Raw genomic sequence first — 25,240 nt, forward strand, 5'->3', positions numbered from 1 at the left:
CGTTACACTCAGCGCATTGAGCGACATAATCTGAATCTGAGACAACATCTGGCAAGGCTGGGACGGAAGTCACTGTCGTTCTCAAAATCGGTGGAGCTGCATGACAAGGTCATCGGGCATTATCTGAACATAAAACACTATCAGTAAGTTGGAGTCATTACCGCGATGGGATTGATATTTATCTGCGGGAATTTATATTATGTTTCTGCAAAAATGTTTAAACTAAAATTTTTATTAAGGAAAGAGAGGATGTATGATTTTCAGAAAATATTTATATTCGTAATATAAATAAATTACCATTTGCTTAATTCGTCAAATGCTCTTGTATGTAAGACTTCACGCAACGTCTCCCCATCAGGAAACGCCAGCTCCGGTGCAATCTCAAACAGCGGCCACAGCATAAATCCACGATTCTTCATATCGTAGTGCGGAACGGTCAGGCGTTCGGTATTTATCACTTCATTACCAAACAGCATGATATCGAGATCCAGCGTGCGTGGTCCCCAGCGTTCAGCTTTACGAACACGATCCTGTTGCAGTTCTATGCGCTGTGTATGGTTGAGTAACTCTTCCGGGGCGAGCGAAGTTTCAAGCGCCACGGCGGCGTTGAGGTAATCGGGTTGATCTTGCGGCCCCAGCGGTGGAGTGCGGTAAAACGAAGAAACGGCAAGAATGTGGCTTTCAGGGATATCGCCTAATGCTTTCAGGGCAGCATTGACCTGCTCCAGCGGAGAGGCCAGATTGCTGCCTATGGCAATATACGCCACTGTCATGCGGTACCCTCACGACGCGGTGCGCGTTTGCGTGGACGACGAGTACGGCGACGCGGTGACGGCTCTTCATCCAACTCGTTAAGCATCCCTTTTTGATCTGGTGGCGCGGAAACCTGGAACTCACCCCACCATTTCACCAGACGCTGCAGTTCAGCGTTACGTTCAACTTCAGCTCGCAAGGCCAACAGGTCATAAGCCGCACGGAACTTAGGATGCTCCAGCAGTTTCCATGCGCGTTTACCCTGACGACGGGACATACGCAACTGCAACTGCCAGATATCGCGGGTTAACGTCGTCAGACGTTTCGGGATTGCCAGTGAACGGCAGGCTTCGTCCAGCACGTCGTTCATCGCCAGCGCGAAAGCGTCGTGATAGGTCAGGCCGCTTTCCTGGGCGATCTTCTGTGCCGTCTCCAGCAGTGGGTACCAGAACATGGCGGCAAACAAGAACGCCGGGTTCACGCGCATATCGTTATGGATACGCGTATCGGTATTCTTCAGCACCTGTTCAATGATCCGCTCCATCGGGCTGTCGCCATTTTCCGTGAAGTAGCGGGTAATGGTCGGGAACAGCGGCTGGAACAGATGATATTCACACAACAGCTTATAGGTTTCGTAACCGTAGCCCGCTTGTAGCAGTTTAAGCGATTCTTCAAACAGGCGTGCCGGTGGGATATCGTTCAGCAGGGTAGCGAGGCGAGGGATCGGTTCTGCGGTTTCCGGGCTGATGCGCATACCCAATTTGGCGGCAAAACGTACCGCGCGCAGCATACGTACCGGATCTTCACGGTAGCGCGTTTCCGGGTTACCAATCAGACGGATAACGCCGTCCTTCAGATCCTTCATGCCGCCAACGTAATCACGGACGGTAAAATCCGCTACGCTGTAATACAGGCTGTTGATAGTGAAATCGCGGCGCTGGGCGTCTTCTTCGATGGAGCCGAAAATGTTGTCGCGCAGCAACATGCCGTTTTGCCCGCGTTGGGAGGTCGTGCGGTCGCTGACGTTACCTTCGTGGTGTCCACGGAAGGTTGCAACTTCGATAATCTCCGGGCCAAACATCACATGAGCCAGACGGAAACGGCGACCCACAAGGCGGCAGTTACGGAACAGTTTGCGCACCTGCTCAGGCGTGGCGTTAGTGGTTACGTCAAAATCTTTCGGCTTTTTGCCAAGTAACAGGTCGCGCACGCCGCCGCCAACCAGCCAGGCTTCGTATCCCGCTTTATTGAGCCTGTACATTACCTTCAGGGCATTTTCACTGATATCTTTGCGGGAAATAGCATGCTGCTCACGCGGGATCACCGTCACCTGTGGACGGGCGACTGCCTGTTCAGCCTCGCTTTCCTCGCGGCTTAGCACCTTGCGGCAAAAATTAGCGACTCGGGTAAAAATAGTACACCTCGGTAGTGTCAAACATCATTCAGGACAAAAAAATAGCGGCTAATCATAGCTCAGCATGACGCATTTGAGAATGTTGAATTTACAATTGCCGACTCGGGCACGGCGGTCAGCGTCCAGTTTTTGACGGCTGACTGAAGGATTTGCTCGACGCTGAAATCCTGCCAGTGTGCTTCTACCTGCTGCCCCAGAAATTGAAGTGCCGTGATTAGTACCGGGCGTGGATCGCCTTTCGGCAACGCAGGCGCATGATTCTGCTTGGAAAGTTTAGCGCCTTGTGGATTAAGCGCCAGCGGCAGATGAATGTAATCTGGCACTTTCCAGCCAAAAAGCTGGTACAGCGAGATTTGCCTTACTGTTGGTTCAATCAGATCAGCCCCACGCACTATTTCTGTAACGCCCTGGAAATGATCATCAACCACAACAGCCAGGTTGTAGGCGAACAACCCATCACGGCGATGAATGATAAAATCTTCCCGTGCCAGTTTTTCGTCGGCGTGAATAATGCCGCGCAGCTGGTCAGTAAATTGCGTGACCGGATGCTGCTGGCGGATACGCACTGCGGCGTTGTCTGGTCCATGATGCAACACCCGGCAATGACCGTCGTAAATACCGACAATGCTTTGAATACGCGCACGCGTACAGGTGCAGTAATAACTTAGTCCTTGTTCATGTAACCAGGCGAGTGCTTCACGATAGGCGTCGTGACGTTGCGATTGCCAGAGAACATCGCCGTCCCAGTGCAGACCGTAATGTTCCAGCTGGCGCAGGATAGTTTCTGCGGCACCGGGAACTTCACGAGGCGGGTCGATATCTTCTATGCGTACCAGCCAGCGACCTTGCCGGGCGCGAGCCTGCAAATAGCTGCCGAGCGCGGCGATCAGAGAGCCAAAATGAAGCTCGCCGGAAGGAGAGGGGGCGAAGCGGCCAATATACTGTGTGTCTGTCATCTCTTTGAACAAAAAATAAGGCGGGAGCATTTCCCGCCTGTGGTAAACGTGATGGAACGGCTGTAATTAGCCAGCCATCTGTTTTTCGCGAATTTCAGCCAGCGTTTTGCAGTCGATGCACAGATCGGCTGTCGGGCGCGCTTCCAGACGGCGAATACCAATTTCAACACCGCAGGATTCGCAGTAGCCGAAATCTTCGTCTTCCACTTTTTTCAGCGTCTTCTCGATCTTTTTGATCAGCTTACGCTCGCGATCGCGGTTACGCAGTTCGAGGCTGAACTCTTCTTCCTGGGCTGCACGGTCTACCGGGTCCGGGAAGTTGGCTGCTTCATCCTGCATATGTGTAACGGTGCGATCGACTTCATCCCTGAGTTGATTACGCCATGCTTCCAGAATACGACGGAAGTGCGCCAGCTGGGCTTCATTCATATACTCTTCGCCCGGCTTCTCCTGATATGGTTCCACCCCAGCGATGGCGAGAATACTCAGGGACGATGTTTTACGGTTTTGCCCTTCTTGCATGTTGCTTCTCCTTAACACGCACTATCGATCCCCATGTTCGGGGGAAAAATGAGGCCGCTATAAATAGCAGATGCTTTTCCGGATAGCAATTATCTAAACGTAACACTTGACAACTGTGTGAGGAAAAGCGTATTTGCGCACGCGACCAGAATGTAAATTAACCAGTTACTTACTTTACTACAATGTAACCGGCAGTGATTTTTTAAGAGCCATGCCTTCAGCAGAAATTTCCGCTTTGTAAGCCAGAATTTCTACCCCCCTCTGTTGAGCTTCTGACAATAGTTGCGCGTATTTCTCATCGATGTGGCGCGCGGGTGAAAACCGTGTAATGGCTGAATGCAGCACGGCGAAAAAGATAACCGCACGCTGGCCTTCAGCCGCTACGTTCATCAACTCCCGAAGGTGTTTCTGACCTCGTTCAGTGACCGCATCGGGAAAATATCCCTGTTCGTTCTCCGCTAACGTAACCGATTTCACTTCAATATAGCAGTCTGGACGCGAATCCGCCTGCAACATAAAGTCAATACGGCTGCGTTCTGCGCCATATTTTACTTCGCTTTTCAGCGAGCTATAGCCTGACAGTTCTGAAATTGATTCATTAAGGATAGCCTCTTTCGTCAACCTGTTAGCCCAAAGCGTATTGACGCAAATAAATGCGCCGCTCTGGCTTTGAGTTAGTTCCCAGGTGTGTGGGTATTTCCGTTTGGTGTTGTCTGAAGTCGAATACCAGACGGTATCGCCACGCGTTGCACAACCGGTCATCGCACCCGTATTCGGGCAGTGTAGCGTTAATTCGCGACCATCGGGTGTGATCACATCGGCTAAAAAACGTTTGTAACGCTGAATTAGCGTCGCGCGCTGTAGAAGGGGAGAGAATTCCATTGCGACAATCCTTGTTATTGCATTAGCGCCCAGCGTTTTAGCGGCGTGTAGCGTGTGCGTCCACGGGCAAACGAGGAGGCGTAAAGGGTGAACTCCGTCACCGCATAAGACCAGTTAAAACCTGGCGGCGGGATTGTCACCGCCTCGCTGGCGTCGCGCAATAAGGTAATATGTGGATGAAACGGACGATTGCTTTGAAAACAACCGCTGCGGGCAGCCTGTGAACGGAGCATATTCGCCAGCTGGATTAAGCCGCGTGGCGGCTGACGCATCCCTAACCACACCACACGCGAACGCAGCCATTGTCCGGCGTCATCAAGCGTGAGTGTGAAACCAGGTTGACGAATCCGTCCGGCTAAAAGAGAAAGCGCCTTCTCTTTCTCGGCGCTCACTTCGCCTAAAAATGCCAGAGTCAGATGCAAATTATCGGCGGCGACCGGACGTCCCGCCTCAGGTGGGAAGTGTGTGGCGCGCCAGTGGATAATCTGTTCGCGGATTTCTGCAGGTAAGTCGATAGCAAAGAACAGACGTTGCGGTTCAGACATGTGAGGCACTCGGTTATGAATTACCGCGATGCTACAATGTGGCGCGAAGAATGTTAACCCTCTGGAGCGTTTTGTGTCGTCGTTGCCCGTTGCTGCCGTTTTACCTGAATTACTTACCGCTCTCGATTGTGCGCCGCAGGTATTATTAAGTGCGCCGACCGGGGCCGGGAAATCAACCTGGCTGCCGCTGCAACTGCTGGCGCATCCCGGCATTAACGGGAAAATTATCCTGCTGGAGCCGCGTCGTCTGGCGGCGCGTAACGTCGCGCAACGGCTGGAGGAGCTGCTTAACGAAAAGCCAGGCGATACCGTTGGCTACCGGATGCGTGCGCAAAACTGCGTCGGGCCGAATACCCGCCTGGAAGTAGTTACCGAAGGCGTGCTGACGCGGATGATCCAGCGTGACCCGGAGTTGAGCGGTGTTGGATTGGTGATCCTTGATGAATTTCATGAGCGTAGCTTGCAGGCGGATTTGGCGTTGGCGCTGTTACTCGATGTGCAACAAGGTCTGCGTGATGACCTTAAACTGCTAATTATGTCGGCTACGCTGGACAACGACCGCTTGCAGCAAATGCTGCCAGAAGCGCCCGTCGTCATCTCAGAAGGGCGCTCGTTTCCGGTTGAACGCCGTTATTTACCGCTGCCCGCGCATCAGCGTTTTGACGATGCCGTTGCGGTAGCCACCGCTGAAATGCTGCGTCAGGAAAGCGGATCATTACTGTTATTTTTACCTGGCGTCGGAGAAATTCAGCGTGTGCAGGAACAACTGGCTTCGCGCATCGGCAGTGATGTATTGCTCTGCCCGCTGTATGGCGCGTTGTCGCTGAACGATCAGCGAAAAGCGATCCTCCCGGCACCGCAAGGGATGCGCAAAGTGGTGCTGGCGACCAATATTGCTGAAACCAGTTTAACCATCGAAGGTATTCGTCTGGTGGTGGATTGTGCCCAGGAGCGTGTGGCGCGTTTTGATCCGCGCACGGGGCTAACGCGACTGATTACTCAACGCGTTAGCCAGGCATCCATGACGCAGCGTGCCGGGCGCGCCGGGCGTCTGGAGCCGGGTATCTGCCTGCATCTAATCGCCAAAGAACAAGCAGAACGCGCTGCCGCGCAAAGTGAACCGGAAATCTTACAAAGCGATCTTTCCGGTTTGCTGATGGAATTACTGCAATGGGGATGCAGCGATCCGGCGCAGATGAGCTGGCTGGATCAACCGCCAACGGTGAATCTACTGGCCGCGAAACGCCTGTTACAAATGCTGGGGGCGCTGGAGGGTGAACGGCTTAGTGCGCAGGGGCAAAAAATGGCAGCGCTGGGTAACGATCCGCGTTTAGCGGCAATGCTGGTTAGCGCGAAGAACGACGACGAAGCTGCTACCGCGGCAAAAATTGCCGCCATTCTCGAAGAGCCGCCACGGATGGGCAATAGTGACCTGGGCGTGGCGTTTTCGCGCAATCAACCAGCTTGGCAGCAACGTAGTCAGCAACTGTTAAAACGCTTAAACGTACGTGGCGGTGAGGCAGACAGTTCGCTTATCGCGCCGCTACTTGCCGGGGCGTTTGCCGATCGCATTGCTCGTCGCCGTGGGCAAGATGGACGCTATCAACTGGCAAACGGCATGGGAGCGATGCTCGATGCCGACGACGCGCTAAGCCGCCACGAATGGTTGATCGCACCGTTATTATTGCAGGGCAGCGCCTCGCCGGATGCGCGGATTTTACTGGCGCTGCGGTCGATATTGATGAGTTAGTACAACGCTGCCCGCAGCTGGTACAGCAGTCTGACACTGTGGAGTGGGATGACGCGCAAGGTACGCTGAAAGCCTGGCGTCGGCTGCAAATCGGTCTGCTGACGGTGAAAGTGCAGCCGCTGGCGAAACCCTCGGAAGACGAGTTGCATCAGGCGATGCTTAATGGCATCCGTGATAAAGGTTTAAGCGTGCTCAACTGGACGGCGGAAGCGGAACAGCTACGCTTGCGTTTGTTATGCGCCGCAAAGTGGTTGCCGGAATATGACTGGCCAGCGGTTGATGATGAAAGTTTATTGGCGACGCTGGAAACGTGGCTGCTGCCACATATGACTGGCGTACATTCACTACGCGGCCTGAAATCACTCGACATTTATCAGGCACTACGCGGATTACTTGATTGGGGAATGCAGCAACGTCTGGATAGTGAATTGCCTGCGCATTACACTGTGCCGACGGGAAGCCGGATCGCCATTCGTTATCATGAAGATAACCCGCCCGCGCTGGCGGTGAGAATGCAAGAGATGTTTGGCGAGGCCACCAATCCGACGATCGCCCAGGGGCGCGTGCCGCTGGTGCTGGAGTTGCTTTCACCTGCCCAAAGTCCATTACAAATCACACGAGATTTGAGCGCCTTCTGGAAAGGAGCGTACCGTGAGGTGCAAAAAGAGATGAAAGGGCGTTATCCCAAACATGTCTGGCCGGACGACCCGGCAAATACTGCACCGACGCGACGGACGAAAAAGTATTCGTAAGGTTGGTTTTCTCCCTCTCCCTGTGGGAGAGGGCCGGGGTGAGGGCATCAGCGCGCACGTTCACCCTCACCCTAACCCTCTCCCTCAAGGGAGAGGGGACCGATCGAACACAAATTTTGAGAGATATCTTCTTCTGTCTTGTAACAGAAGAACAGAAAATCGGGCTTTTGCGCCTGAATATTGCGGAGAAAAAGCATGGCCGGGAATGACCGCGAGCCAATTGGACGCAAAGGGAAACCGACGCGTCCGGTCAAACAAAAGGTAAGCCGTCGTCGTTACGAAGATGACGATGATTACGACGATTATGATGACTATGAGGATGAAGAACCGATGCCGCGCAAAGGTAAGGGCAAAGGCAAAGGGCGTAAGCCTCGTGGCAAACGCGGCTGGCTATGGCTACTGCTAAAACTGGCTATCGTTTTTGCCGTGCTGATCGCCATTTACGGCGTTTATCTCGATCAAAAAATTCGTAGCCGTATTGATGGCAAGGTCTGGCAACTGCCTGCAGCAGTTTATGGCCGAATGGTCAATCTTGAGCCAGATATGACCATCAGCAAGAACGAGATGGTGAAGCTGCTGGAGGCGACTCAGTATCGTCAGGTGTCGAAAATGACCCGTCCTGGCGAATTTACCGTGCAGGCCAACAGCATTGAGATGATCCGCCGTCCGTTTGATTTCCCGGACAGTAAAGAAGGGCAGGTGCGTGCGCATCTGACCTTTGATGGTGATCATCTGGCGACCATCGTCAATATGGAGAACAACCGTCAGTTCGGCTTTTTCCGTCTTGATCCGCGTCTGATCACCATGATCTCCTCGCCAAACGGTGAGCAACGTCTGTTTGTGCCGCGCAGTGGTTTCCCTGATTTGCTGGTGGATACTTTGCTGGCGACAGAAGACCGCCATTTCTACGAGCATGATGGGATCAGCCTCTACTCAATTGGGCGTGCGGTGCTGGCAAACCTGACCGCAGGTCGCACGGTGCAGGGTGCGAGTACGCTGACGCAACAGCTGGTGAAAAACCTGTTCCTCTCCAGCGAGCGCTCTTACTGGCGTAAAGCGAACGAAGCCTACATGGCGCTGATCATGGACGCGCGTTACAGCAAAGACCGTATTCTTGAGCTGTATATGAACGAGGTGTATCTCGGTCAGAGCGGCGACAACGAAATCCGCGGCTTCCCGCTGGCAAGCTTGTATTACTTTGGTCGCCCGGTAGAAGAGCTAAGCCTCGACCAGCAGGCGCTGTTAGTCGGTATGGTGAAAGGGGCGTCCATCTACAACCCGTGGCGTAACCCGAAACTGGCGCTGGAGCGACGTAATCTGGTGCTGCGTCTGCTGCAACAGCAACAGATTATTGATCAAGAACTCTATGACATGTTGAGTGCCCGTCCGCTGGGGGTTCAGCCGCGCGGTGGGGTGATCTCTCCTCAGCCAGCCTTTATGCAACTGGTGCGTCAGGAGCTGCAGGCAAAACTGGGCGATAAGGTAAAAGATCTCTCCGGCGTGAAGATCTTCACTACCTTTGACTCGGTGGCCCAGGACGCGGCAGAAAAAGCCGCCGTGGAAGGCATTCCGGCACTGAAGAAACAGCGTAAGTTGAGCGATCTTGAAACTGCGATTGTGGTCGTCGACCGCTTTAGTGGTGAAGTTCGTGCGATGGTGGGAGGTTCTGAGCCGCAGTTTGCGGGCTACAACCGTGCGATGCAGGCGCGTCGTTCGATTGGTTCCCTTGCAAAACCAGCGACTTATCTGACGGCTTTAAGCCAGCCGAAAATCTATCGCCTGAACACGTGGATTGCCGATGCGCCAATCGCGCTGCGTCAGCCGAATGGCCTGGTCTGGTCACCGCAGAACGATGACCGTCGTTATAGCGAAAGCGGCAGAGTGATGCTGGTGGATGCGTTGACCCGTTCGATGAACGTGCCGACGGTAAATCTGGGGATGGCGCTGGGGCTGCCTGCAGTTACGGATACCTGGATCAAACTGGGCGTACCGAAAGATCAGCTGCATCCGGTTCCGGCGATGCTGCTGGGGGCGTTGAACTTAACGCCAATCGAAGTGGCGCAGGCGTTCCAGACCATCGCCAGCGGTGGTAACCGTGCACCGCTTTCTGCACTGCGTTCGGTAATCGCGGAAGATGGCAAGGTGCTGTATCAGAGCTTCCCGCAGGCAGAACGCGCTGTTCCGGCGCAGGCGGCGTATCTGACACTATGGACCATGCAGCAGGTGGTACAACGTGGTACGGGTCGTCAGCTTGGGGCGAAATACCCGAACCTGCATCTGGCAGGGAAAACAGGGACTACCAACAATAACGTAGATACTTGGTTTGCAGGCATTGACGGCAGCACGGTGACCATCACCTGGGCAGGCCGTGATAACAACCAGCCGACCAAACTGTATGGAGCCAGCGGGGCAATGTCGATTTATCAGCGTTATCTGGCTAACCAGACGCCAACGCCGCTGAATCTTGTTCCGCCAGAAGATATTGCAGATATGGGCGTGGACTACGACGGCAACTTTGTTTGCAGCGGTGGCATGCGTGTCTTGCCGGTCTGGACCAGCGATCCGCAATCGCTGTGCCAGCAGAGCGAGATGCAGCAGCAGCCGTCAGGCAATCCGTTTGATCAGTCTTCTCAGCCGCAACAGCAACCTGCTCAGCAAGAGCAGAAAGACAGCGACGGTGTAGCCGGTTGGATCAAGGATATGTTTGGTAGTAATTAACATCTAAGCGTGAAATACCGGATGGCGAGTTGCCATCCGGTAAAATAACATCCCATCTAAGATATTAACCCTTTCTTTTCATCTGGTTGTTTATTAACCCTTCAGGAACGCTCAGATTGCGTACCGCTTGCGAACCCGCCAGCGTTTCGAATATTATCTTATCTTTATAATAATCATTCTCGTTTACGTTATCATTCACTTTACATCAGAGATATACCAATGGCGCGTTCCAAAACTGCTCAGCCAAAACACTCACTGCGTAAAATCGCAGTTGTAGTAGCCACAGCGGTTAGCGGCATGTCTGTTTATGCACAGGCAGCGGTTGAACCGAAAGAAGACACTATCACCGTTACCGCTGCACCTGCGCCGCAAGAAAGCGCATGGGGGCCTGCTGCAACTATTGCGGCGAAGCACTCTGCTACTGCGACTAAAACGGATACACCAATTGAAAAAACGCCGCAGTCTATTTCGGTTGTGACAAATGAAGAGATGCAGATGCATCAATTTCAGTCTGTAAAAGAAGCATTAGGTTATACACCTGGCGTTACGGTTAGCAGTCGTGGTGCTTCTAATACATATGATTTTGTTATCATTCGTGGTTTCTCATCTGTTGGTCTGAATCAAAATAATTACCTTGATGGACTAAAACTTCAGGGCAACTTTTATAACGATGCTGTGATTGATCCTTACATGCTCGAGAGGGTTGAACTGATGCGTGGGCCGACGTCTGTTCTCTATGGAAAAAGTAATCCTGGTGGGATTATTTCTATGGTGAGTAAGCGTCCGACCACTGAACCCCTGAAAGAAATTCAGTTTAAAATGGGGACGGATAATCTGTTTCAGACCGGATTCGATTTCAGTGATGCACTGGATGATAACGGTGAGTTCTCTTACCGTTTGACGGGCCTCGCTCGCTCAACAAACGAACAGCAGAAAAACTCTGAATCTCAGCGTTATACCATTGCTCCATCATTCTCATGGCGTCCAGACGACAAAACCAATTTTACTTTCCTGTCCTATTTCCAGAATGAACCAGAAACGGGTTATTACGGTTGGTTGCCGAAAGAGGGGACCGTTGAGCCATTGCCTAATGGTAAGCGTCTACCGACTGACTTCAATGAAGGTGCATCGAATAATACATACTCCCGTAACCAGAAAATGGTGGGATATAGTTTTGAACATGGTTTTAATGACACCTTCACCGTGCGTCAGAATCTGCGTTTCAGTGAAATGAAAACCTCACAGAAAAGTGTTTATGGCACAGGGATTGCTGGTGATGGTCATACCCTAAACCGCGGGACAGTGGTGGATAATGAGCGTCTACAAAACTTTAGCGTTGATACCCAACTTGAAAGTAAGTTTGCTACAGGTGACGTCGAGCATACTTTGCTGACAGGGGTAGACTTCATGCGGATGCGTAATGATATCAATGCCAGCTTTGGATCCGCACCATCCATCGATCTTTATAACAAATATCACCCTGAATACTTTGCATTTGGTAGCGCAGAGCCATACCAGATGAATGAAAGCAAACAAACAGGTATTTATGTTCAGGATCAGGCGGAATGGAATAAATGGGTATTCACTCTGGGGGGACGCTACGATTGGTCTAAGCAAGCGACCACTGTTCGTGAAAACTCTTATACGCCGACTGAAGGTTATATTGAGCGCAATGATCATCAGTTCACCTGGCGCGGTGGTGTAAATTACTTATTCGATAATGGTATTTCACCTTACTTTAGCTATAGCCAGTCCTTTGAACCGAGTGCTTTCGATCTGTGGAGCAACCCACGCATTTCCTATAAGCCATCGAAAGGTGAACAGTATGAAGCTGGCGTAAAATATGTTCCGAATGATATGCCGGTCGTTGTTACGGGCGCAGTCTATCAATTGACGAAAACAAATAACCTGACAGCAGACCCAACAAACCCATTAGCGCAAGTCCCAGCAGGTGAGATTCGCGCTCGTGGTGTGGAACTTGAAGCAAAAGCGGCGTTAAATGCCAATATTAACTTGACGGCTTCTTATACCTACACCGATGCGGAATACACCAAAGACACCAATCTCAAAGGTAAAACTCCAGAACAAGTACCGGAGCATATGGCATCTCTCTGGGGGGATTATACCTTCAATGAAGGGCCGCTTTCTGGTTTAACATTGGGAACAGGTGGTCGTTTTATTGGTTCCAGCTATGGTGATCCGGCAAACACTTTTAAAGTGGGTAGCGCAGCTGTAATGGATGCTGTTGTAAAATATGATCTGGCACGCTTTGGTATGGCGGGATCCAGCCTTGCTGTGAACGTCAACAATTTGCTCGATCGTGAGTATGTTGCCAGTTGCTTCCAGACTTATGGCTGCTTCTGGGGCGCAGAACGTCAGGTCGTTGCAACCGCAACCTTCCGTTTCTAATTTCTCTTTTGGGGCACGGATTTCCGTGCCCATTTCACAAGTTGGCTGTTATGCAGGAATACACGAATCATTCCGATACCACTTTTGCACTGCGTAATATCTCCTTTCGTGTGCCCGGGCGCACGCTTTTGCATCCGCTGTCGTTAACCTTTCCTGCCGGGAAAGTGACCGGTCTGATTGGTCACAACGGTTCTAGTAAATCCACTCTGCTCAAAATGCTTGGCCGTCATCAGCCTCCGTCAGAAGGGGAGATTCTTCTTGATGCCCAGCCGCTGGAAAGCTGGAGCAGCAAAGCGTTTGCCCGCAAAGTGGCTTATTTGCCGCAGCAGCTTCCTCCGGCAGAAGGGATGACCGTGCGTGAACTGGTGGCGATTGGTCGTTACCCGTGGCATGGCGCGCTGGGGCGCTTTGGGGCGGCAGATCGCGAAAAAGTCGAGGAAGCTATCTCGCTGGTTGGCTTAAAACCGCTGGCGCATCGGCTGGTTGATAGTCTCTCTGGCGGCGAACGTCAGCGGGCGTGGATCGCCATGCTGGTGGCGCAGGATAGCCGTTGTCTGTTGCTCGACGAACCGACCTCGGCGCTGGATATCGCCCACCAGGTTGATGTGCTGGCGCTGGTGCACCGTTTAAGTCAGGAGCGTGGCCTGACGGTCATTGCCGTGTTGCACGATATCAATATGGCGGCACGCTACTGTGATTATCTGGTCGCCCTGCGCGGTGGTGAAATGATTGCTCAGGGAACGCCTGCGGAAATTATGCGCGGCGATACCCTCGAAATGATTTATGGCATCCCGATGGGTATTTTGCCGCATCCGGCGGGTGCTGCACCTGTGAGTTTTGTTTATTGATGAGCGGCTTACCTCTTATTTCGCGCCGTCGACTGTTAACGGCGATGGCGCTTTCTCCGTTGTTATGGCAGATGAATACCGCCCACGCGGCGGCTATTGATCCCAATCGTATTGTGGCGCTGGAGTGGTTGCCGGTGGAATTACTGCTGGCGCTCGGCATCGTGCCTTACGGCGTAGCGGATACCATCAACTATCGCCTGTGGGTCAGCGAACCACCATTGCCGGACTCAGTGATCGACGTCGGTTTGCGCACAGAACCTAACCTTGAACTGCTGACCGAAATGAAACCGTCGTTTATGGTCTGGTCGGCAGGATATGGCCCTTCAGCAGAAATGCTGGCACGTATTGCGCCGGGGCGTGGATTTAACTTCAGCGACGGCAAACAGCCGCTGGCGATGGCGCGTAAATCACTGACGGAAATGGCAGATTTACTTAACCTGCAAAGCGCAGCAGAAACGCATTTAGCGCAATATGAAGACTTTATCCGCAGCATGAAACCCCGCTTTGTGAAGCGTGGTGCACGCCCGTTATTGCTGACGACGCTTATCGATCCGCGCCATATGTTGGTCTTCGGTCCAAACAGCTTGTTCCAGGAAATTCTTGATGAGTACGGCATCCCAAATGCCTGGCAAGGGGAAACCAACTTCTGGGGCAGTACCGCCGTCAGTATCGATCGTCTGGCAGCGTATAAAGACGTTGATGTGCTCTGTTTTGATCACGACAACAGCAAAGACATGGATGCGCTAATGGCAACCCCGCTGTGGCAGGCCATGCCGTTTGTCCGCGCCGGACGCTTTCAGCGCGTACCCGCAGTCTGGTTTTATGGTGCGACGCTCTCGGCAATGCACTTTGTGCGCGTTCTGGATAACGCCATCGGAGGTAAAGCGTGAGTAAACGAATTGCGCTTTTCCCGGCGTTATTGCTGGCGCTGCTGGTGATTGTCGCTACGGCGCTGACCTGGATGAACTTTTCGCAGGCGCTGCCGCGTAGCCAGTGGGCGCAGGCCGCCTGGTCGCCGGATATTGACGTCATCGAGCAGATGATTTTTCACTACAGCTTGCTGCCGCGTCTGGCGATTTCGCTGCTGGTGGGCGCAGGCCTGGGGCTGGTGGGCGTGCTGTTTCAGCAAGTGCTGCGTAATCCGCTGGCGGAACCGACGACACTTGGCGTTGCTACAGGCGCGCAACTGGGGATTACCGTCACTACGCTCTGGGCGATCCCAGGGGCGATGGCGAGTCAGTTTGCTGCGCTGGCGGGCGCTTGCGTTGTTGGCTTAATCGTCTTTGGCGTCGCGTGGGGGAAACGGCTTTCGCCGGTAACGCTGATCCTCGCGGGGCTGGTAGTGAGCCTTTATTGTGGGGCAATCAATCAGTTACTGGTTATCTTCCACCATGACCAACTGCAAAGCATGTTCCTGTGGAGCACCGGAACGCTGACGCAAACCGACTGGGGCGGTGTTGAGCGTTTATGGCCGCAGTTGCTGGGCGGTGTGATGCTGACGTTGCTGCTACTTCGCCCGTTAACCCTGATGGGGCTTGATGATGGCGTGGCGCGCAATCTCGGGCTGGCCTTGTCGCTCGCGCGTCTGGCGGCGCTGTCGCTGGCGATTGTCATCAGTGCGCTGCTGGTGAACGCGGTGGGGATTATCGGCTTTATCGGGTTGTTTGCGCCGTTGCTGGCAAAAATGCTGGGGGCGCGGCGTCTGCTGCCGCGACTGATGCTGGCGTCGTTGATTGGTGCGCTGATCCTCTGGCTTTCCGATCAAATCATCCTCTGGCTGACTCGCGTGTGGATGGAAGTGTCCACCGGTTCGGTCACTGCGTTGATCGGTGCGCCGCTGCTACTGTGGCTGTTGCCGCGTTTACGCAGCATTAGCGCGCCGGATATGAAGGTCAACGATCGTGTCGCGGCTGAACGCCAACATGTGCTGGCGTTTGCCCTCGCGGGCGGCGTGCTGCTGTTGATGGCTGTGGTGGTGGCGCTGTCGTTTGGTCGTGATGCGCACGGCTGGATGTGGGCGAGCGGGGCGTTGCTCGATGATTTAATGCCCTGGCGCTGGCCGCGAATTATGGCGGCGCTATTTGCGGGCGTCATGCTGGCGGTGGCGGGCTGTATTATTCAGCGACTGACCGGCAACCCGATGGCAAGCCCGGAAGTGCTGGGGATTAGCTCCGGCGCAGCGTTTGGCGTGGTACTGATGCTGTTTCTGGTACCGGGTAATGCTTTTGGCTGGCTGTTACCCGCGGGAAGTATCGGTGCCGCGGTGACGCTGTTGATTATTATGATCGCCGCCGGGCGCGGTGGATTTTCCCCACACCGCATGTTACTGGCGGGGATGGCGTTAAGTACCGCATTCACCATGCTTTTAATGATGTTGCAGGCGAGTGGTGACCCGCGAATGGCGCAAGTGCTCACCTGGATCTCTGGTTCGACCTACAACGCCACCGATGCGCAGGTCTGGCGTACCGGAATTGTGATGGTGATTTTGCTGGCGATTACCCCGCTGTACCGCCGCTGGCTGACCATTTTACCTCTGGGCGGTGATACCGCACGAGCTGTGGGAATGGCGCTGACGCCGACGCGAATTGCGCTGCTGCTGTTAGCGGCTTGCCTGACGGCGACCTCGACGATGACTATTGGACCGTTGAGTTTTGTTGGTTTAATGGCACCGCATATTGCGCGGATGATGGGTTTTCGACGGACGATGCCACACATCGTAATTTCGGCGCTGGTGGGTGGTTTACTGCTGGTATTCGCTGACTGGTGTGGGCGGATGGTGCTGTTTCCATTCCAGATCCCGGCGGGGCTGCTGTCGACCTTTATCGGCGCGCCATATTTTATCTATTTGTTGAGAAAGCAGAGCCGTTAATTGAGTGCCTCGCCCGGTGGGCGAGCAAAATTATCACAACTTCGCAAATACCCGACGTGCAGCATCGATGGTGTTATTGATATCTTCCATGCTGTGCGCCACAGACATAAAGCCCGCTTCAAACGCTGACGGTGCCAGGTAAACACCTTCGTCCAGCATCATATGGAAGAAACGCTTAAAGCGTTCCACGTCACAGGCCATCACATCCTGATAGCACGTCACGGACTCGGCGTCGGTAAAGAAAATACCGAACATGCCGCCAACGTGGTTAACGACCAGCGGAGTTCCGGCTTCTTCTGCCGCTTCCAGCAGACCTTCTGCCAGACGTGTTGTCAGCTCATCCAGCGTTTCGTGAACGCCCGGCTGCGCGACTTCATTCAGACAGGCGAAACCCGCTGCCATCGCAATCGGGTTACCGGAAAGCGTACCCGCCTGATAGACCGGACCCGTCGGGGCCAGCGCATCCATTACATCACGACGACCACCGAATGCGCCTACCGGCATTCCACCGCCGATGATTTTGCCGAGGCAGGTTAAATCTGGCACTACGCCGTAATAATCCTGTGCGCCAGCCAGTGCCACGCGGAAGCCGGTCATCACTTCATCGATGATCAGCAACGCGCCAAATTCGTCGCACAGCGCACGCAGACCTGGCAGGAACTCTGGCTGCGGCGGAACACAGTTCATATTGCCTGCCACCGGCTCGACGATAATACAGGCAATCTCTTGCGGGTATTGCTCAAACGCGGCGCGTACAGAAGCCAGATCGTTATAAGTACAGGTTAAGGTATGTTTGGCGAAATCTGCCGGAACACCCGGCGAGTTTGGCTGGCCTAACGTGAGTGCGCCAGAACCGGCTTTCACCAGCAGGCAGTCAGCGTGACCGTGGTAACAACCTTCAAATTTAATGATTTTGTCGCGACCGGTAAAACCACGGGCCAGGCGGATGGCGCTCATGGTCGCTTCAGTGCCGGAGTTCACCATGCGCACCATATCCATGGTCGGGACCAGTTCGGTCACCAGTTGCGCCATTTTCACTTCCATTTCGGTCGGTGCACCAAAGCTTAAACCACGCTCGGCGGCTTCAATCACGGCATTGCGGATAGCCGGATGGTTATGGCCCAGCACCATCGGCCCCCAGGAACCGACATAATCGATATAGGCTTTGCCATCAACATCGTACAGATAAGCGCCGTCCGCTTTTTCGATAAACAGTGGAGTGCCGCCCACGCCAGTAAAGGCGCGAACAGGGGAGTTCACACCGCCAGGGAGCAGCTCGCGCGCTGCGCTGTAAAGATTTTCAGACTTACTCATGGAGGGTTCCTGATTCGTAGAAAAAGTGAATGGCTGCTATTCTATGTTATTCATAACAAGTTAAATACTCGTCAAACATCAGGCTGCTTGTACTGGTGCAATCCTGATTTCTTAGAGTATAAAAGTTTTGTGCATTTGAAACATTACGCTTTGCAAAGGATTTTCATGGAACGTGCGAGTAAAATGCCGTCATCTTATTTGTATGACCAATAAGTGATCATTGGATGAAAACTGATACTCCCTCTTTAGAAACACCGCAGGCCGCGCGCCTGCGACGCAGACAACTGATTCGCCAACTTCTTGAGCGCGATAAAACCCCGTTAGCCATTTTGTTTATGGCGGCAGTCGTCGGCACGCTTGTCGGGCTGGCAGCGGTTGCTTTTGACAAAGGTGTCGCCTGGTTGCAGAACCAACGTATGGAGGCGCTGGTACATACTGCTGATAATTATCCGCTTCTGTTAACCGTCGCTTTTCTCTGTTCGGCGGTGCTGGCGATGTTCGGCTACTTTTTGGTGCGCAAATACGCGCCGGAAGCAGGTGGTTCGGGGATCCCGGAAATTGAAGGGGCGCTGGAAGATCAACGTCCCGTTCGCTGGTGGCGTGTGTTGCCGGTGAAATTCTTTGGCGGGCTGGGGACACTCGGCGGAGGCATGGTGCTGGGGCGCGAAGGGCCAACCGTGCAGATCGGCGGCAATATCGGTCGCATGGTACTCGATATTTTCCGCCTGAAAGGTGATGAAGCTCGCCATACGCTGCTGGCAACCGGTGCTGCTGCGGGGCTGGCTGCGGCCTTTAACGCGCCGCTGGCGGGTATTTTGTTTATTATCGAAGAGATGCGTCCGCAGTTTCGCTATACGTTAATTTCGATTAAAGCGGTATTTATTGGCGTCATTATGTCGACCATTATGTACCGGATTTTTAATCATGAAGTTGCGTTGATTGACGTCGGTAAACTTTCTGATGCGCCGCTTAATACGCTGTGGCTTTATCTGATCCTCGGTATTATTTTTGGCATTTTCGGCCCTATTTTTAATAAATGGGTGCTGGGGATGCAGGATTTGCTGCACCGTGTGCACGGCGGCAATATTACCAAATGGGTGCTAATGGGCGGTGCGATTGGCGGTCTGTGTGGATTGCTGGGGTTTGTGGCACCAGCAACGTCGGGCGGCGGTTTTAACCTGATTCCTATCGCTACCGCAGGGAATTTCAGCATGGGAATGCTGGTGTTTATCTTCGTCGCGCGGGTCATTACCACCTTACTGTGCTTCTCTTCCGGCGCGCCGGCGGTATTTTTGCCCCGATGCTGGCGCTGGGTACTGTGCTGGGAACCGCTTTCGGAATGGTTGTCGTTGAGCTGTTTCCGCAATATCACCTTGAGGCGGGGACTTTTGCTATTGCCGGAATGGGGGCGTTACTGGCGGCATCTATTCGCGCGCCGTTAACGGGGATCATTTTGGTTCTGGAGATGACCGATAACTACCAGCTCATTTTGCCAATGATTATTACCGGTCTTGGCGCAACACTATTAGCGCAATTTACCGGCGGGAAACCGCTATATTCGGAGATTCTTGCGCGCACGCTGGCAAAACAGGAAGCTGAGCAACTGGCGCGAAGCAAGGCCGCATCAGCCAGCGAGAATACTTGAACGAAATACCAGGGTATTAGATAATGGCGATTATTATTGGGTTAGAATTTGCCCAATTGCCGATGTCGTTTGGAGCAAAATATGAGTGATGACGTAGCACTGCCGCTGGAGTTTACCGACGCAGCAGCCAACAAAGTTAAAAGCCTGATCGCTGACGAAGATAACCCGAATCTGAAATTACGCGTGTATATCACCGGTGGCGGTTGCAGCGGCTTCCAGTATGGTTTCACCTTTGATGATCAGGTGAACGAAGGCGATATGACCATCGAAAAACAGGGCGTTGGCCTGGTGGTTGATCCGATGAGCCTGCAATATCTGGTCGGTGGTTCCGTTGACTATACCGAAGGACTGGAAGGTTCTCGTTTCATCGTGACCAACCCGAACGCGAAAAGCACCTGCGGTTGCGGTTCTTCCTTTAGCATCTAATCTGTTGTTCATGTGCCGGATAAACTATCCGGCACATCTTCTCTCTTCAACGCCCATTCTCATCCAGCGCAAACGTCGGTAGCTTAAGATGCCAACGAATAGCCGCCAGCCGAATCAATAGCGTCACGACCATGCCCATCATACTGGCTGTTTCCAGTGGTACGGAAAATGTGTAATAAGCCGTAGCGTGGACAATACCGCCGATAATACAGGCAGTTGCGTAGATTTCTGTACGTAAAATCATGGGGATTTCGCGGGCCAGTACATCACGAATGATCCCGCCGCCAACGCCAGTAATGACGCCCATACAAACCGCGATTAACGGACCGGCTTCCGCATTAAAGGCTTTATTCACGCCAATGCCGACAAACACCGCCAGACCAACGGCGTCCAGCACCGGCAACATCCATTTTGGTAAGCGTCTTGGCTGGCGCACCAGCACGATGGTCAGCATGCTGGTTACCATTGCAACGACCAGATCGGTGGGATCTTTCACCCAAAATACCGGGCCGTGATCCAGCGCCATGTCGCGAATTGTCCCGCCGCCTACAGCGGTAACCACGCCCAGTACCAGAACACCAAAAGGGTCCATACGCAATTTTCCGGCTAACAAAACGCCGGAGATGGCAAATACCACTGTGCCGACTATATCCAGCCAATAGACGAGCATTGTTCAATCCCCACTGAGCACCTAAAAAGGTCAGGCGCTAATCTACCTGTGAAAGCGCATTACAGAGCTGTTGTGCAGCGAGGATAATACGTGGGCTTGCACGTCAAACCAGTCACTCGTGAGAGGAATAACGGGAATTTTGAGCTGTTCACCCCAGTATTGTTTGATTTTAGGAATTTGGTCCGGTCCGCCTGTAATGACAATCGCCTGTGGCGAGCGTGCTAACACCTGTTCGCGGCTAACTTGCGGCCAAGGAACCCGGCTGTCTTTAAAGATGTTTTCTCCGCCACAAACTTCGAGTACCTGGTTTTGAATCGACTCTTTTCCACTGGTAAATGGCGGATTAATGCCGAATTGCAGAAAAACACGTTTTTTAGGTTTATCAGCATATTGCGCTTTCAATTGCGCGTACTGATCCAGCAGGGATTGCGCGGCTTGTTCGGCCTTATCCGGTTGCGGACTCCAGGGGGCCAGTTGACGTAACGCATTGGCAATTTGTTCAATGCTTGTCGCATCGACCCACATCACTTTTATTCCCGGCGAAGCCAGCTGGTCAACCTGCCGCTCGGCATTACCTCCACGCCAGGCAATCACCAGATCGGGTTTCAGCGCGACAATGCGTTCCAGATTCATCCCCTGCCAGGTGGAAACCTGCTCAATCTTTTGCGCTTGTGGAGGATAGTCGGAATAGCTGCTGACCCCAACCGGCGTGATCCCGGCGGCAAAGGCAAGTTCAGTGTTGGCGGGAGAAAGCGTGATGACGCGCGGTGCCGCGTTGAGCCACAGTGGCGCGAGAAAAGACAGGGCGACCAGCGCCCTGAACAGTGACTTAGCCATGTGCCAGTTTCTGCACCAGTGACTCAACCATCAGGCTGGACTGTTTAGCGGCAACAGCCAGGAACTCATCGAAGCTAAGATGAGACTGTTGATCGGCCACGTCGGAGATGGCGCGTACGACAACAAACGGGACGTTGAAATTGTGGCAGACATGGGCGATTGCCGTCGCTTCCATCTCTACAGCAATGGCCTGTGGGAAGTTGTGGCGGATTTTCGCCAGACCAACAGAACCGTTGATGAAAGCGTCGCCGCTAACAATCAGGCCACGTACAGCGTTAAGATTCAGTTCGGCAATGCAGGCCTCAGCGGCAGCGATCAGTTTATCGTCAGCTTTAAAGCCTGCCGGACAGCCTGGTAACTGACCGTATTCATAACCAAATGCCGTGACATCCGCGTCGTGATAACGTGCTTCGTCCGAGACAACGATATCGCCCACTTTCAACGTTGGTGCCAGGCCACCGGCAGAACCGGTGTTAATAATCACATCTGGCTTGCCGTGTTCCAACAGCAAAGTGGCACCCAGCGCCGCAGCGACTTTACCGATGCCCGATTTCAGAAGCGCAACCTCGGTTCCATTCAGTTGGCCGGTATAGATTTCGCAACCGCCGAGACTGATAGTTTGACGATTTTCGATTTTGTCACGCAGCAGCGTAACTTCTTCTTCCATTGCACCAATGATGCCGATTTTCATAGATTTACTCGCGATAAGCCCGATTTGAAGGCATAGTTTACCATGCGCTTACGGGGAAGCGTATTTCTCACGCGGGAGAGGACATGGCACAGATTGATTTCCGAAAAAAAATAAACTGGCATCGTCGTTACCGTTCACCGCAGGGCGTTAAAACCGAACATGAGATCCTGCGGATCTTCGAGAGCGATCGCGGGCGTATCATCAACTCTCCGGCAATTCGTCGTCTGCAACAAAAGACCCAGGTTTTTCCACTGGAGCGCAATGCCGCCGTGCGCACGCGTCTTACCCACTCGATGGAAGTCCAGCAGGTGGGGCGCTACATCGCCAAAGAAATTCTAAGCCGTATGAAAGAGCTTAAATTACTGGAAGCATACGGCCTGGATGAACTGACCGGCCCCTTTGAAAGCATTGTTGAGATGTCATGCCTGATGCACGATATCGGCAATCCGCCGTTTGGTCATTTTGGCGAAGCGGCGATAAATGATTGGTTTCGCCAGCGTTTGCACCCGGAAGATGCCGAAAGCCAGCCTCTGACTGACGATCGCTGCAGCGTGGCGGCACTACGTTTACGGGACGGGGAAGAACCGCTTAACGAGCTGCGGCGCAAGATTCGTCAGGACTTATGTCATTTTGAGGGGAATGCACAAGGCATTCGTCTGGTGCATACATTGATGAGGATGAATCTCACCTGGGCACAGGTTGGCGGTATTTTAAAATATACCCGTCCGGCGTGGTGGCGTGGCGAAACGCCTGAGACACATCACTATTTAATGAAAAAGCCGGGTTATTATCTTTCTGAAGAAGCCTATATTGCCCGGTTGCGTAAAGAACTTAATTTGGCGCTTTACAGTCGTTTTCCATTAACGTGGATTATGGAAGCAGCCGACGACATCTCCTATTGTGTGGCAGACCTTGAAGATGCGGTAGAGAAAAGAATATTTACCGTTGAGCAGCTTTATCATCATTTGCACGAAGCGTGGGGCCAGCATGAGAAAGGTTCGCTCTTTTCGCTGGTGGTTGAAAATGCCTGGGAAAAATCACGCTCAAATAGTTTAAGCCGCAGTACGGAAGATCAGTTTTTTATGTATTTACGGGTAAACACCCTAAATAAACTGGTACCCTATGCGGCACAACGATTTATTGATAATCTGCCTGCGATTTTCGCCGGAACGTTTAATCATGCATTATTGGAAGATGCCAGCGAATGCAGCGATCTTCTTAAGCTATATAAAAATGTCGCTGTAAAACATGTGTTTAGCCATCCAGATGTCGAGCAGCTTGAATTGCAGGGCTATCGGGTCATTAGCGGATTATTAGAGATTTATCGTCCTTTATTAAGCCTGTCGTTATCCGACTTTACTGAACTGGTAGAAAAAGAACGGGTGAAACGTTTCCCTATTGAATCGCGCTTATTCCACAAACTCTCGACGCGCCATCGGCTGGCCTATGTCGAGGCTGTCAGTAAATTACCGTCAGATTCTCCTGAGTTTCCGCTATGGGAATATTATTACCGTTGCCGCCTGCTGCAGGATTATATCAGCGGTATGACCGACCTCTATGCGTGGGATGAATACCGACGTCTGATGGCCGTAGAACAATAACCAGGCTTTTGTAAAGACGAACAATAAATTTTTACCTTTTGCAGAAACTTTAGTTCGGAACTTCGCGCTATAAAACGAATCTGAAGAACACAGAAATTTTGCGTTATCTGTTAATCGAGACTGAAATACATGAAAAAAACCACATTAGCACTGAGTGCACTGGCTCTGAGTTTAGGTTTGGCGTTATCTCCGCTCTCTGCAACGGCGGCTGAGACTTCTTCAGCAACGACAGCCCAGCAGATGCCAAGCCTTGCACCGATGCTCGAAAAGGTGATGCCTTCAGTGGTCAGCATTAACGTAGAAGGTAGCACAACCGTTAATACGCCGCGTATGCCGCGTAATTTCCAGCAGTTCTTCGGTGATGATTCTCCGTTCTGCCAGGAAGGTTCTCCGTTCCAGAGCTCTCCGTTCTGCCAGGGTGGCCAGGGCGGTAATGGTGGCGGCCAGCAACAGAAATTCATGGCGCTGGGTTCCGGCGTCATCATTGATGCCGATAAAGGCTATGTCGTCACCAACAACCACGTTGTTGATAACGCGACGGTGATTAAAGTCCAGCTGAGCGATGGCCGTAAGTTCGACGCGAAGATGGTCGGCAAAGATCCGCGCTCTGATATCGCGCTGATCCAAATCCAGAACCCGAAAAACCTGACCGCAATTAAGATGGCGGATTCTGATGCACTGCGCGTGGGTGATTACACCGTAGCGATTGGTAACCCGTTTGGTCTGGGCGAGACGGTAACTTCCGGGATTGTCTCTGCGCTGGGGCGTAGCGGCCTGAATGCTGAAAACTACGAAAACTTCATCCAGACCGATGCAGCGATCAACCGTGGTAACTCCGGTGGTGCGCTGGTTAACCTGAACGGCGAACTGATCGGTATCAACACCGCGATCCTCGCACCGGACGGCGGCAACATCGGTATCGGTTTTGCAATCCCGAGCAACATGGTGAAAAACCTGACCTCGCAGATGGTGGAATACGGCCAGGTGAAACGCGGTGAGCTGGGTATTATGGGGACTGAGCTGAACTCCGAACTGGCGAAAGCGATGAAAGTTGACGCCCAGCGCGGTGCTTTCGTAAGCCAGGTTCTGCCTAATTCCTCCGCTGCAAAAGCGGGCATTAAAGCGGGTGATGTGATCACCTCACTGAACGGTAAGCCGATCAGCAGCTTTGCCGCACTGCGTGCTCAGGTGGGTACTATGCCGGTGGGCAGCAAACTGACCCTGGGCTTACTGCGCGACGGTAAGCAGGTTAACGTGAACCTGGAACTGCAGCAGAGCAGCCAGAATCAGGTTGATTCCAGCTCCATCTTCAACGGCATTGAAGGCGCTGAGATGAGCAACAAAGGCAAAGATCAGGGCGTGGTAGTGAACAACGTGAAAACGGGCACTCCGGCTGCGCAGATCGGCCTGAAGAAAGGTGATGTGATTATTGGCGCGAACCAGCAGGCAGTGAAAAACATCGCTGAACTGCGTAAAGTTCTCGACAGCAAACCGTCTGTGCTGGCACTGAACATTCAGCGCGGCGACAGCACCATCTACCTGTTAATGCAGTAATCTCACTCAACCCCTTCCTGAAAACGGGAAGGGGTTCTCCTTACAATCTGTGAACTTCACCACAACTCCATACATCTTCATCAT

The 25,240-nt window shown here is 52.9% G+C and carries 20 protein-coding genes and 3 pseudogenes; 13 read left to right on the plus strand and 10 right to left on the minus strand.

Annotated elements, in window-relative coordinates; all coding sequences use genetic code 11:
• Window positions 1-147, plus strand: a 147-nt coding sequence (locus BHE85_RS17020; RefSeq protein WP_001437028.1) for an IS1 family transposase, incomplete at its 5' end; no start/stop codon positions are given.
• 146 nt (window positions 148-293) lie between these two features.
• Here BHE85_RS17020 and folK read toward each other — a convergent pair.
• The 6 genes from folK to thpR form a co-directional block, all read right to left on the minus strand.
• On the minus strand, window positions 294-773 hold the full coding sequence (gene folK / locus BHE85_RS17025; protein WP_000215122.1) for a 2-amino-4-hydroxy-6-hydroxymethyldihydropteridine diphosphokinase: 480 nt from the start codon (window positions 771-773) through the stop codon (window positions 294-296).
• Window positions 770-2,167, minus strand: a complete 1,398-nt coding sequence (gene pcnB, locus BHE85_RS17030) for a polynucleotide adenylyltransferase PcnB (RefSeq protein WP_010723084.1) — start codon at window positions 2,165-2,167, stop codon at window positions 770-772. Before pcnB ends, folK begins: the two co-directional genes overlap by 4 nt.
• Window positions 2,168-2,226: 59 nt before the next feature.
• Entirely contained in the window at window positions 2,227-3,123 is an 897-nt protein-coding gene (gene gluQRS / locus BHE85_RS17035; RefSeq protein ID WP_039063971.1) for a tRNA glutamyl-Q(34) synthetase GluQRS, read from the minus strand.
• Between the two features lie 66 nt (window positions 3,124-3,189).
• The gene (gene dksA / locus BHE85_RS17040) at window positions 3,190-3,645 is read right to left on the minus strand and encodes an RNA polymerase-binding protein DksA (RefSeq protein ID WP_001155227.1); all 456 of its coding nucleotides are present in this window, start codon (window positions 3,643-3,645) and stop codon (window positions 3,190-3,192) included.
• A gap of 177 nt (window positions 3,646-3,822) precedes the next feature.
• Entirely contained in the window at window positions 3,823-4,527 is a 705-nt protein-coding gene (gene sfsA / locus BHE85_RS17045; RefSeq protein WP_000396019.1) for a DNA/RNA nuclease SfsA, read from the minus strand.
• A 14-nt stretch (window positions 4,528-4,541) separates the two neighbouring features.
• Complete coding sequence (thpR, locus tag BHE85_RS17050; protein ID WP_001294699.1) at window positions 4,542-5,072, minus strand: RNA 2',3'-cyclic phosphodiesterase; 531 nt, start codon at window positions 5,070-5,072, stop codon at window positions 4,542-4,544.
• Window positions 5,073-5,145: 73 nt separating this feature from the next.
• Here thpR and hrpB point away from each other — a divergent pair.
• From hrpB to fhuB, 6 genes and pseudogenes are all read left to right on the plus strand, one after another.
• Window positions 5,146-7,574, plus strand: a pseudogene (gene hrpB, locus BHE85_RS17055) (ATP-dependent helicase HrpB).
• 195 nt (window positions 7,575-7,769) lie between these two features.
• Window positions 7,770-10,292 (plus strand): bifunctional glycosyl transferase/transpeptidase, encoded by a 2,523-nt coding sequence (mrcB, locus tag BHE85_RS17060; protein WP_000918142.1) that lies wholly within the window; start codon window positions 7,770-7,772, stop codon window positions 10,290-10,292.
• A gap of 219 nt (window positions 10,293-10,511) precedes the next feature.
• A complete protein-coding gene (gene fhuA, locus BHE85_RS17065; RefSeq protein ID WP_000124381.1) occupies window positions 10,512-12,701 on the plus strand; it encodes a ferrichrome porin FhuA in 2,190 nt (729 codons plus the stop codon).
• A 50-nt stretch (window positions 12,702-12,751) separates the two neighbouring features.
• Window positions 12,752-13,549, plus strand: coding sequence for a Fe3+-hydroxamate ABC transporter ATP-binding protein FhuC (gene fhuC / locus BHE85_RS17070; RefSeq protein ID WP_004980668.1), 798 nt, complete (start codon window positions 12,752-12,754; stop codon window positions 13,547-13,549).
• On the plus strand, window positions 13,549-14,439 hold the full coding sequence (gene fhuD / locus BHE85_RS17075) for a Fe(3+)-hydroxamate ABC transporter substrate-binding protein FhuD (RefSeq protein WP_000015988.1): 891 nt from the start codon (window positions 13,549-13,551) through the stop codon (window positions 14,437-14,439). The genes fhuC and fhuD overlap by 1 nt, the downstream gene beginning before the upstream one ends.
• Window positions 14,436-16,418 (plus strand): Fe(3+)-hydroxamate ABC transporter permease FhuB, encoded by a 1,983-nt coding sequence (fhuB, locus tag BHE85_RS17080; RefSeq protein ID WP_000044048.1) that lies wholly within the window; start codon window positions 14,436-14,438, stop codon window positions 16,416-16,418. Before fhuD ends, fhuB begins: the two co-directional genes overlap by 4 nt.
• Window positions 16,419-16,451: 33 nt before the next feature.
• Here the strand turns inward: fhuB and hemL are convergent, their stop codons facing one another.
• Window positions 16,452-17,732 (minus strand): glutamate-1-semialdehyde 2,1-aminomutase, encoded by a 1,281-nt coding sequence (gene hemL, locus BHE85_RS17085; RefSeq protein WP_000045325.1) that lies wholly within the window; start codon window positions 17,730-17,732, stop codon window positions 16,452-16,454.
• Window positions 17,733-17,897: 165 nt separating this feature from the next.
• Here hemL and yadX point away from each other — a divergent pair, with 165 nt between their 5' ends.
• The 4 genes and pseudogenes from yadX (at window position 17,898) to erpA (ending at window position 19,803) form a co-directional block, all read left to right on the plus strand.
• Window positions 17,898-17,945, plus strand: a complete 48-nt coding sequence (yadX, locus tag BHE85_RS27645; RefSeq protein WP_211180485.1) for a protein YadX — start codon at window positions 17,898-17,900, stop codon at window positions 17,943-17,945.
• A gap of 11 nt (window positions 17,946-17,956) precedes the next feature.
• Window positions 17,957-19,377 (plus strand): annotated as a pseudogene (gene clcA, locus BHE85_RS17090) (H(+)/Cl(-) exchange transporter ClcA).
• A gap of 23 nt (window positions 19,378-19,400) precedes the next feature.
• On the plus strand, window positions 19,401-19,466 hold the full coding sequence (yadW, locus tag BHE85_RS17095; RefSeq protein WP_120795373.1) for a small protein YadW: 66 nt from the start codon (window positions 19,401-19,403) through the stop codon (window positions 19,464-19,466).
• The gene (gene erpA, locus BHE85_RS17100) at window positions 19,459-19,803 is read left to right on the plus strand and encodes an iron-sulfur cluster insertion protein ErpA (RefSeq protein WP_001295564.1); all 345 of its coding nucleotides are present in this window, start codon (window positions 19,459-19,461) and stop codon (window positions 19,801-19,803) included. The genes yadW and erpA overlap by 8 nt, the downstream gene beginning before the upstream one ends.
• Before the next feature lie 46 nt (window positions 19,804-19,849).
• Here erpA and BHE85_RS17105 read toward each other — a convergent pair whose 3' ends face one another.
• The 3 genes and pseudogenes from BHE85_RS17105 to mtnN form a co-directional block, all read right to left on the minus strand.
• A complete protein-coding gene (locus BHE85_RS17105) occupies window positions 19,850-20,473 on the minus strand; it encodes a TRIC cation channel family protein (RefSeq protein WP_039063966.1) in 624 nt (207 codons plus the stop codon).
• Window positions 20,474-20,510: 37 nt separating this feature from the next.
• A pseudogene (gene btuF, locus BHE85_RS17110) lies at window positions 20,511-21,310 on the minus strand (vitamin B12 ABC transporter substrate-binding protein BtuF).
• Complete coding sequence (mtnN, locus tag BHE85_RS17115; RefSeq protein WP_000689854.1) at window positions 21,303-22,001, minus strand: 5'-methylthioadenosine/S-adenosylhomocysteine nucleosidase; 699 nt, start codon at window positions 21,999-22,001, stop codon at window positions 21,303-21,305. Before mtnN ends, btuF begins: the two are co-directional and overlap by 8 nt.
• An 83-nt stretch (window positions 22,002-22,084) precedes the next feature.
• Between mtnN and dgt the strand changes: the two genes are divergently transcribed.
• Entirely contained in the window at window positions 22,085-23,602 is a 1,518-nt protein-coding gene (dgt, locus tag BHE85_RS17120; RefSeq protein ID WP_000057109.1) for a dGTPase, read from the plus strand.
• Window positions 23,603-23,731: 129 nt separating this feature from the next.
• Window positions 23,732-25,156: a serine endoprotease DegP gene (degP, locus tag BHE85_RS17125; RefSeq protein WP_000753946.1), complete on the plus strand. Its 1,425-nt coding sequence runs from the start codon at window positions 23,732-23,734 to the stop codon at window positions 25,154-25,156.
• Window positions 25,157-25,240 lie beyond the last annotated feature (84 nt).

It is taken from the genome of Shigella sp. FC1567 (genome assembly GCF_001743015.1).
GTDB lineage: Bacteria > Pseudomonadota > Gammaproteobacteria > Enterobacterales > Enterobacteriaceae > Escherichia > Escherichia coli.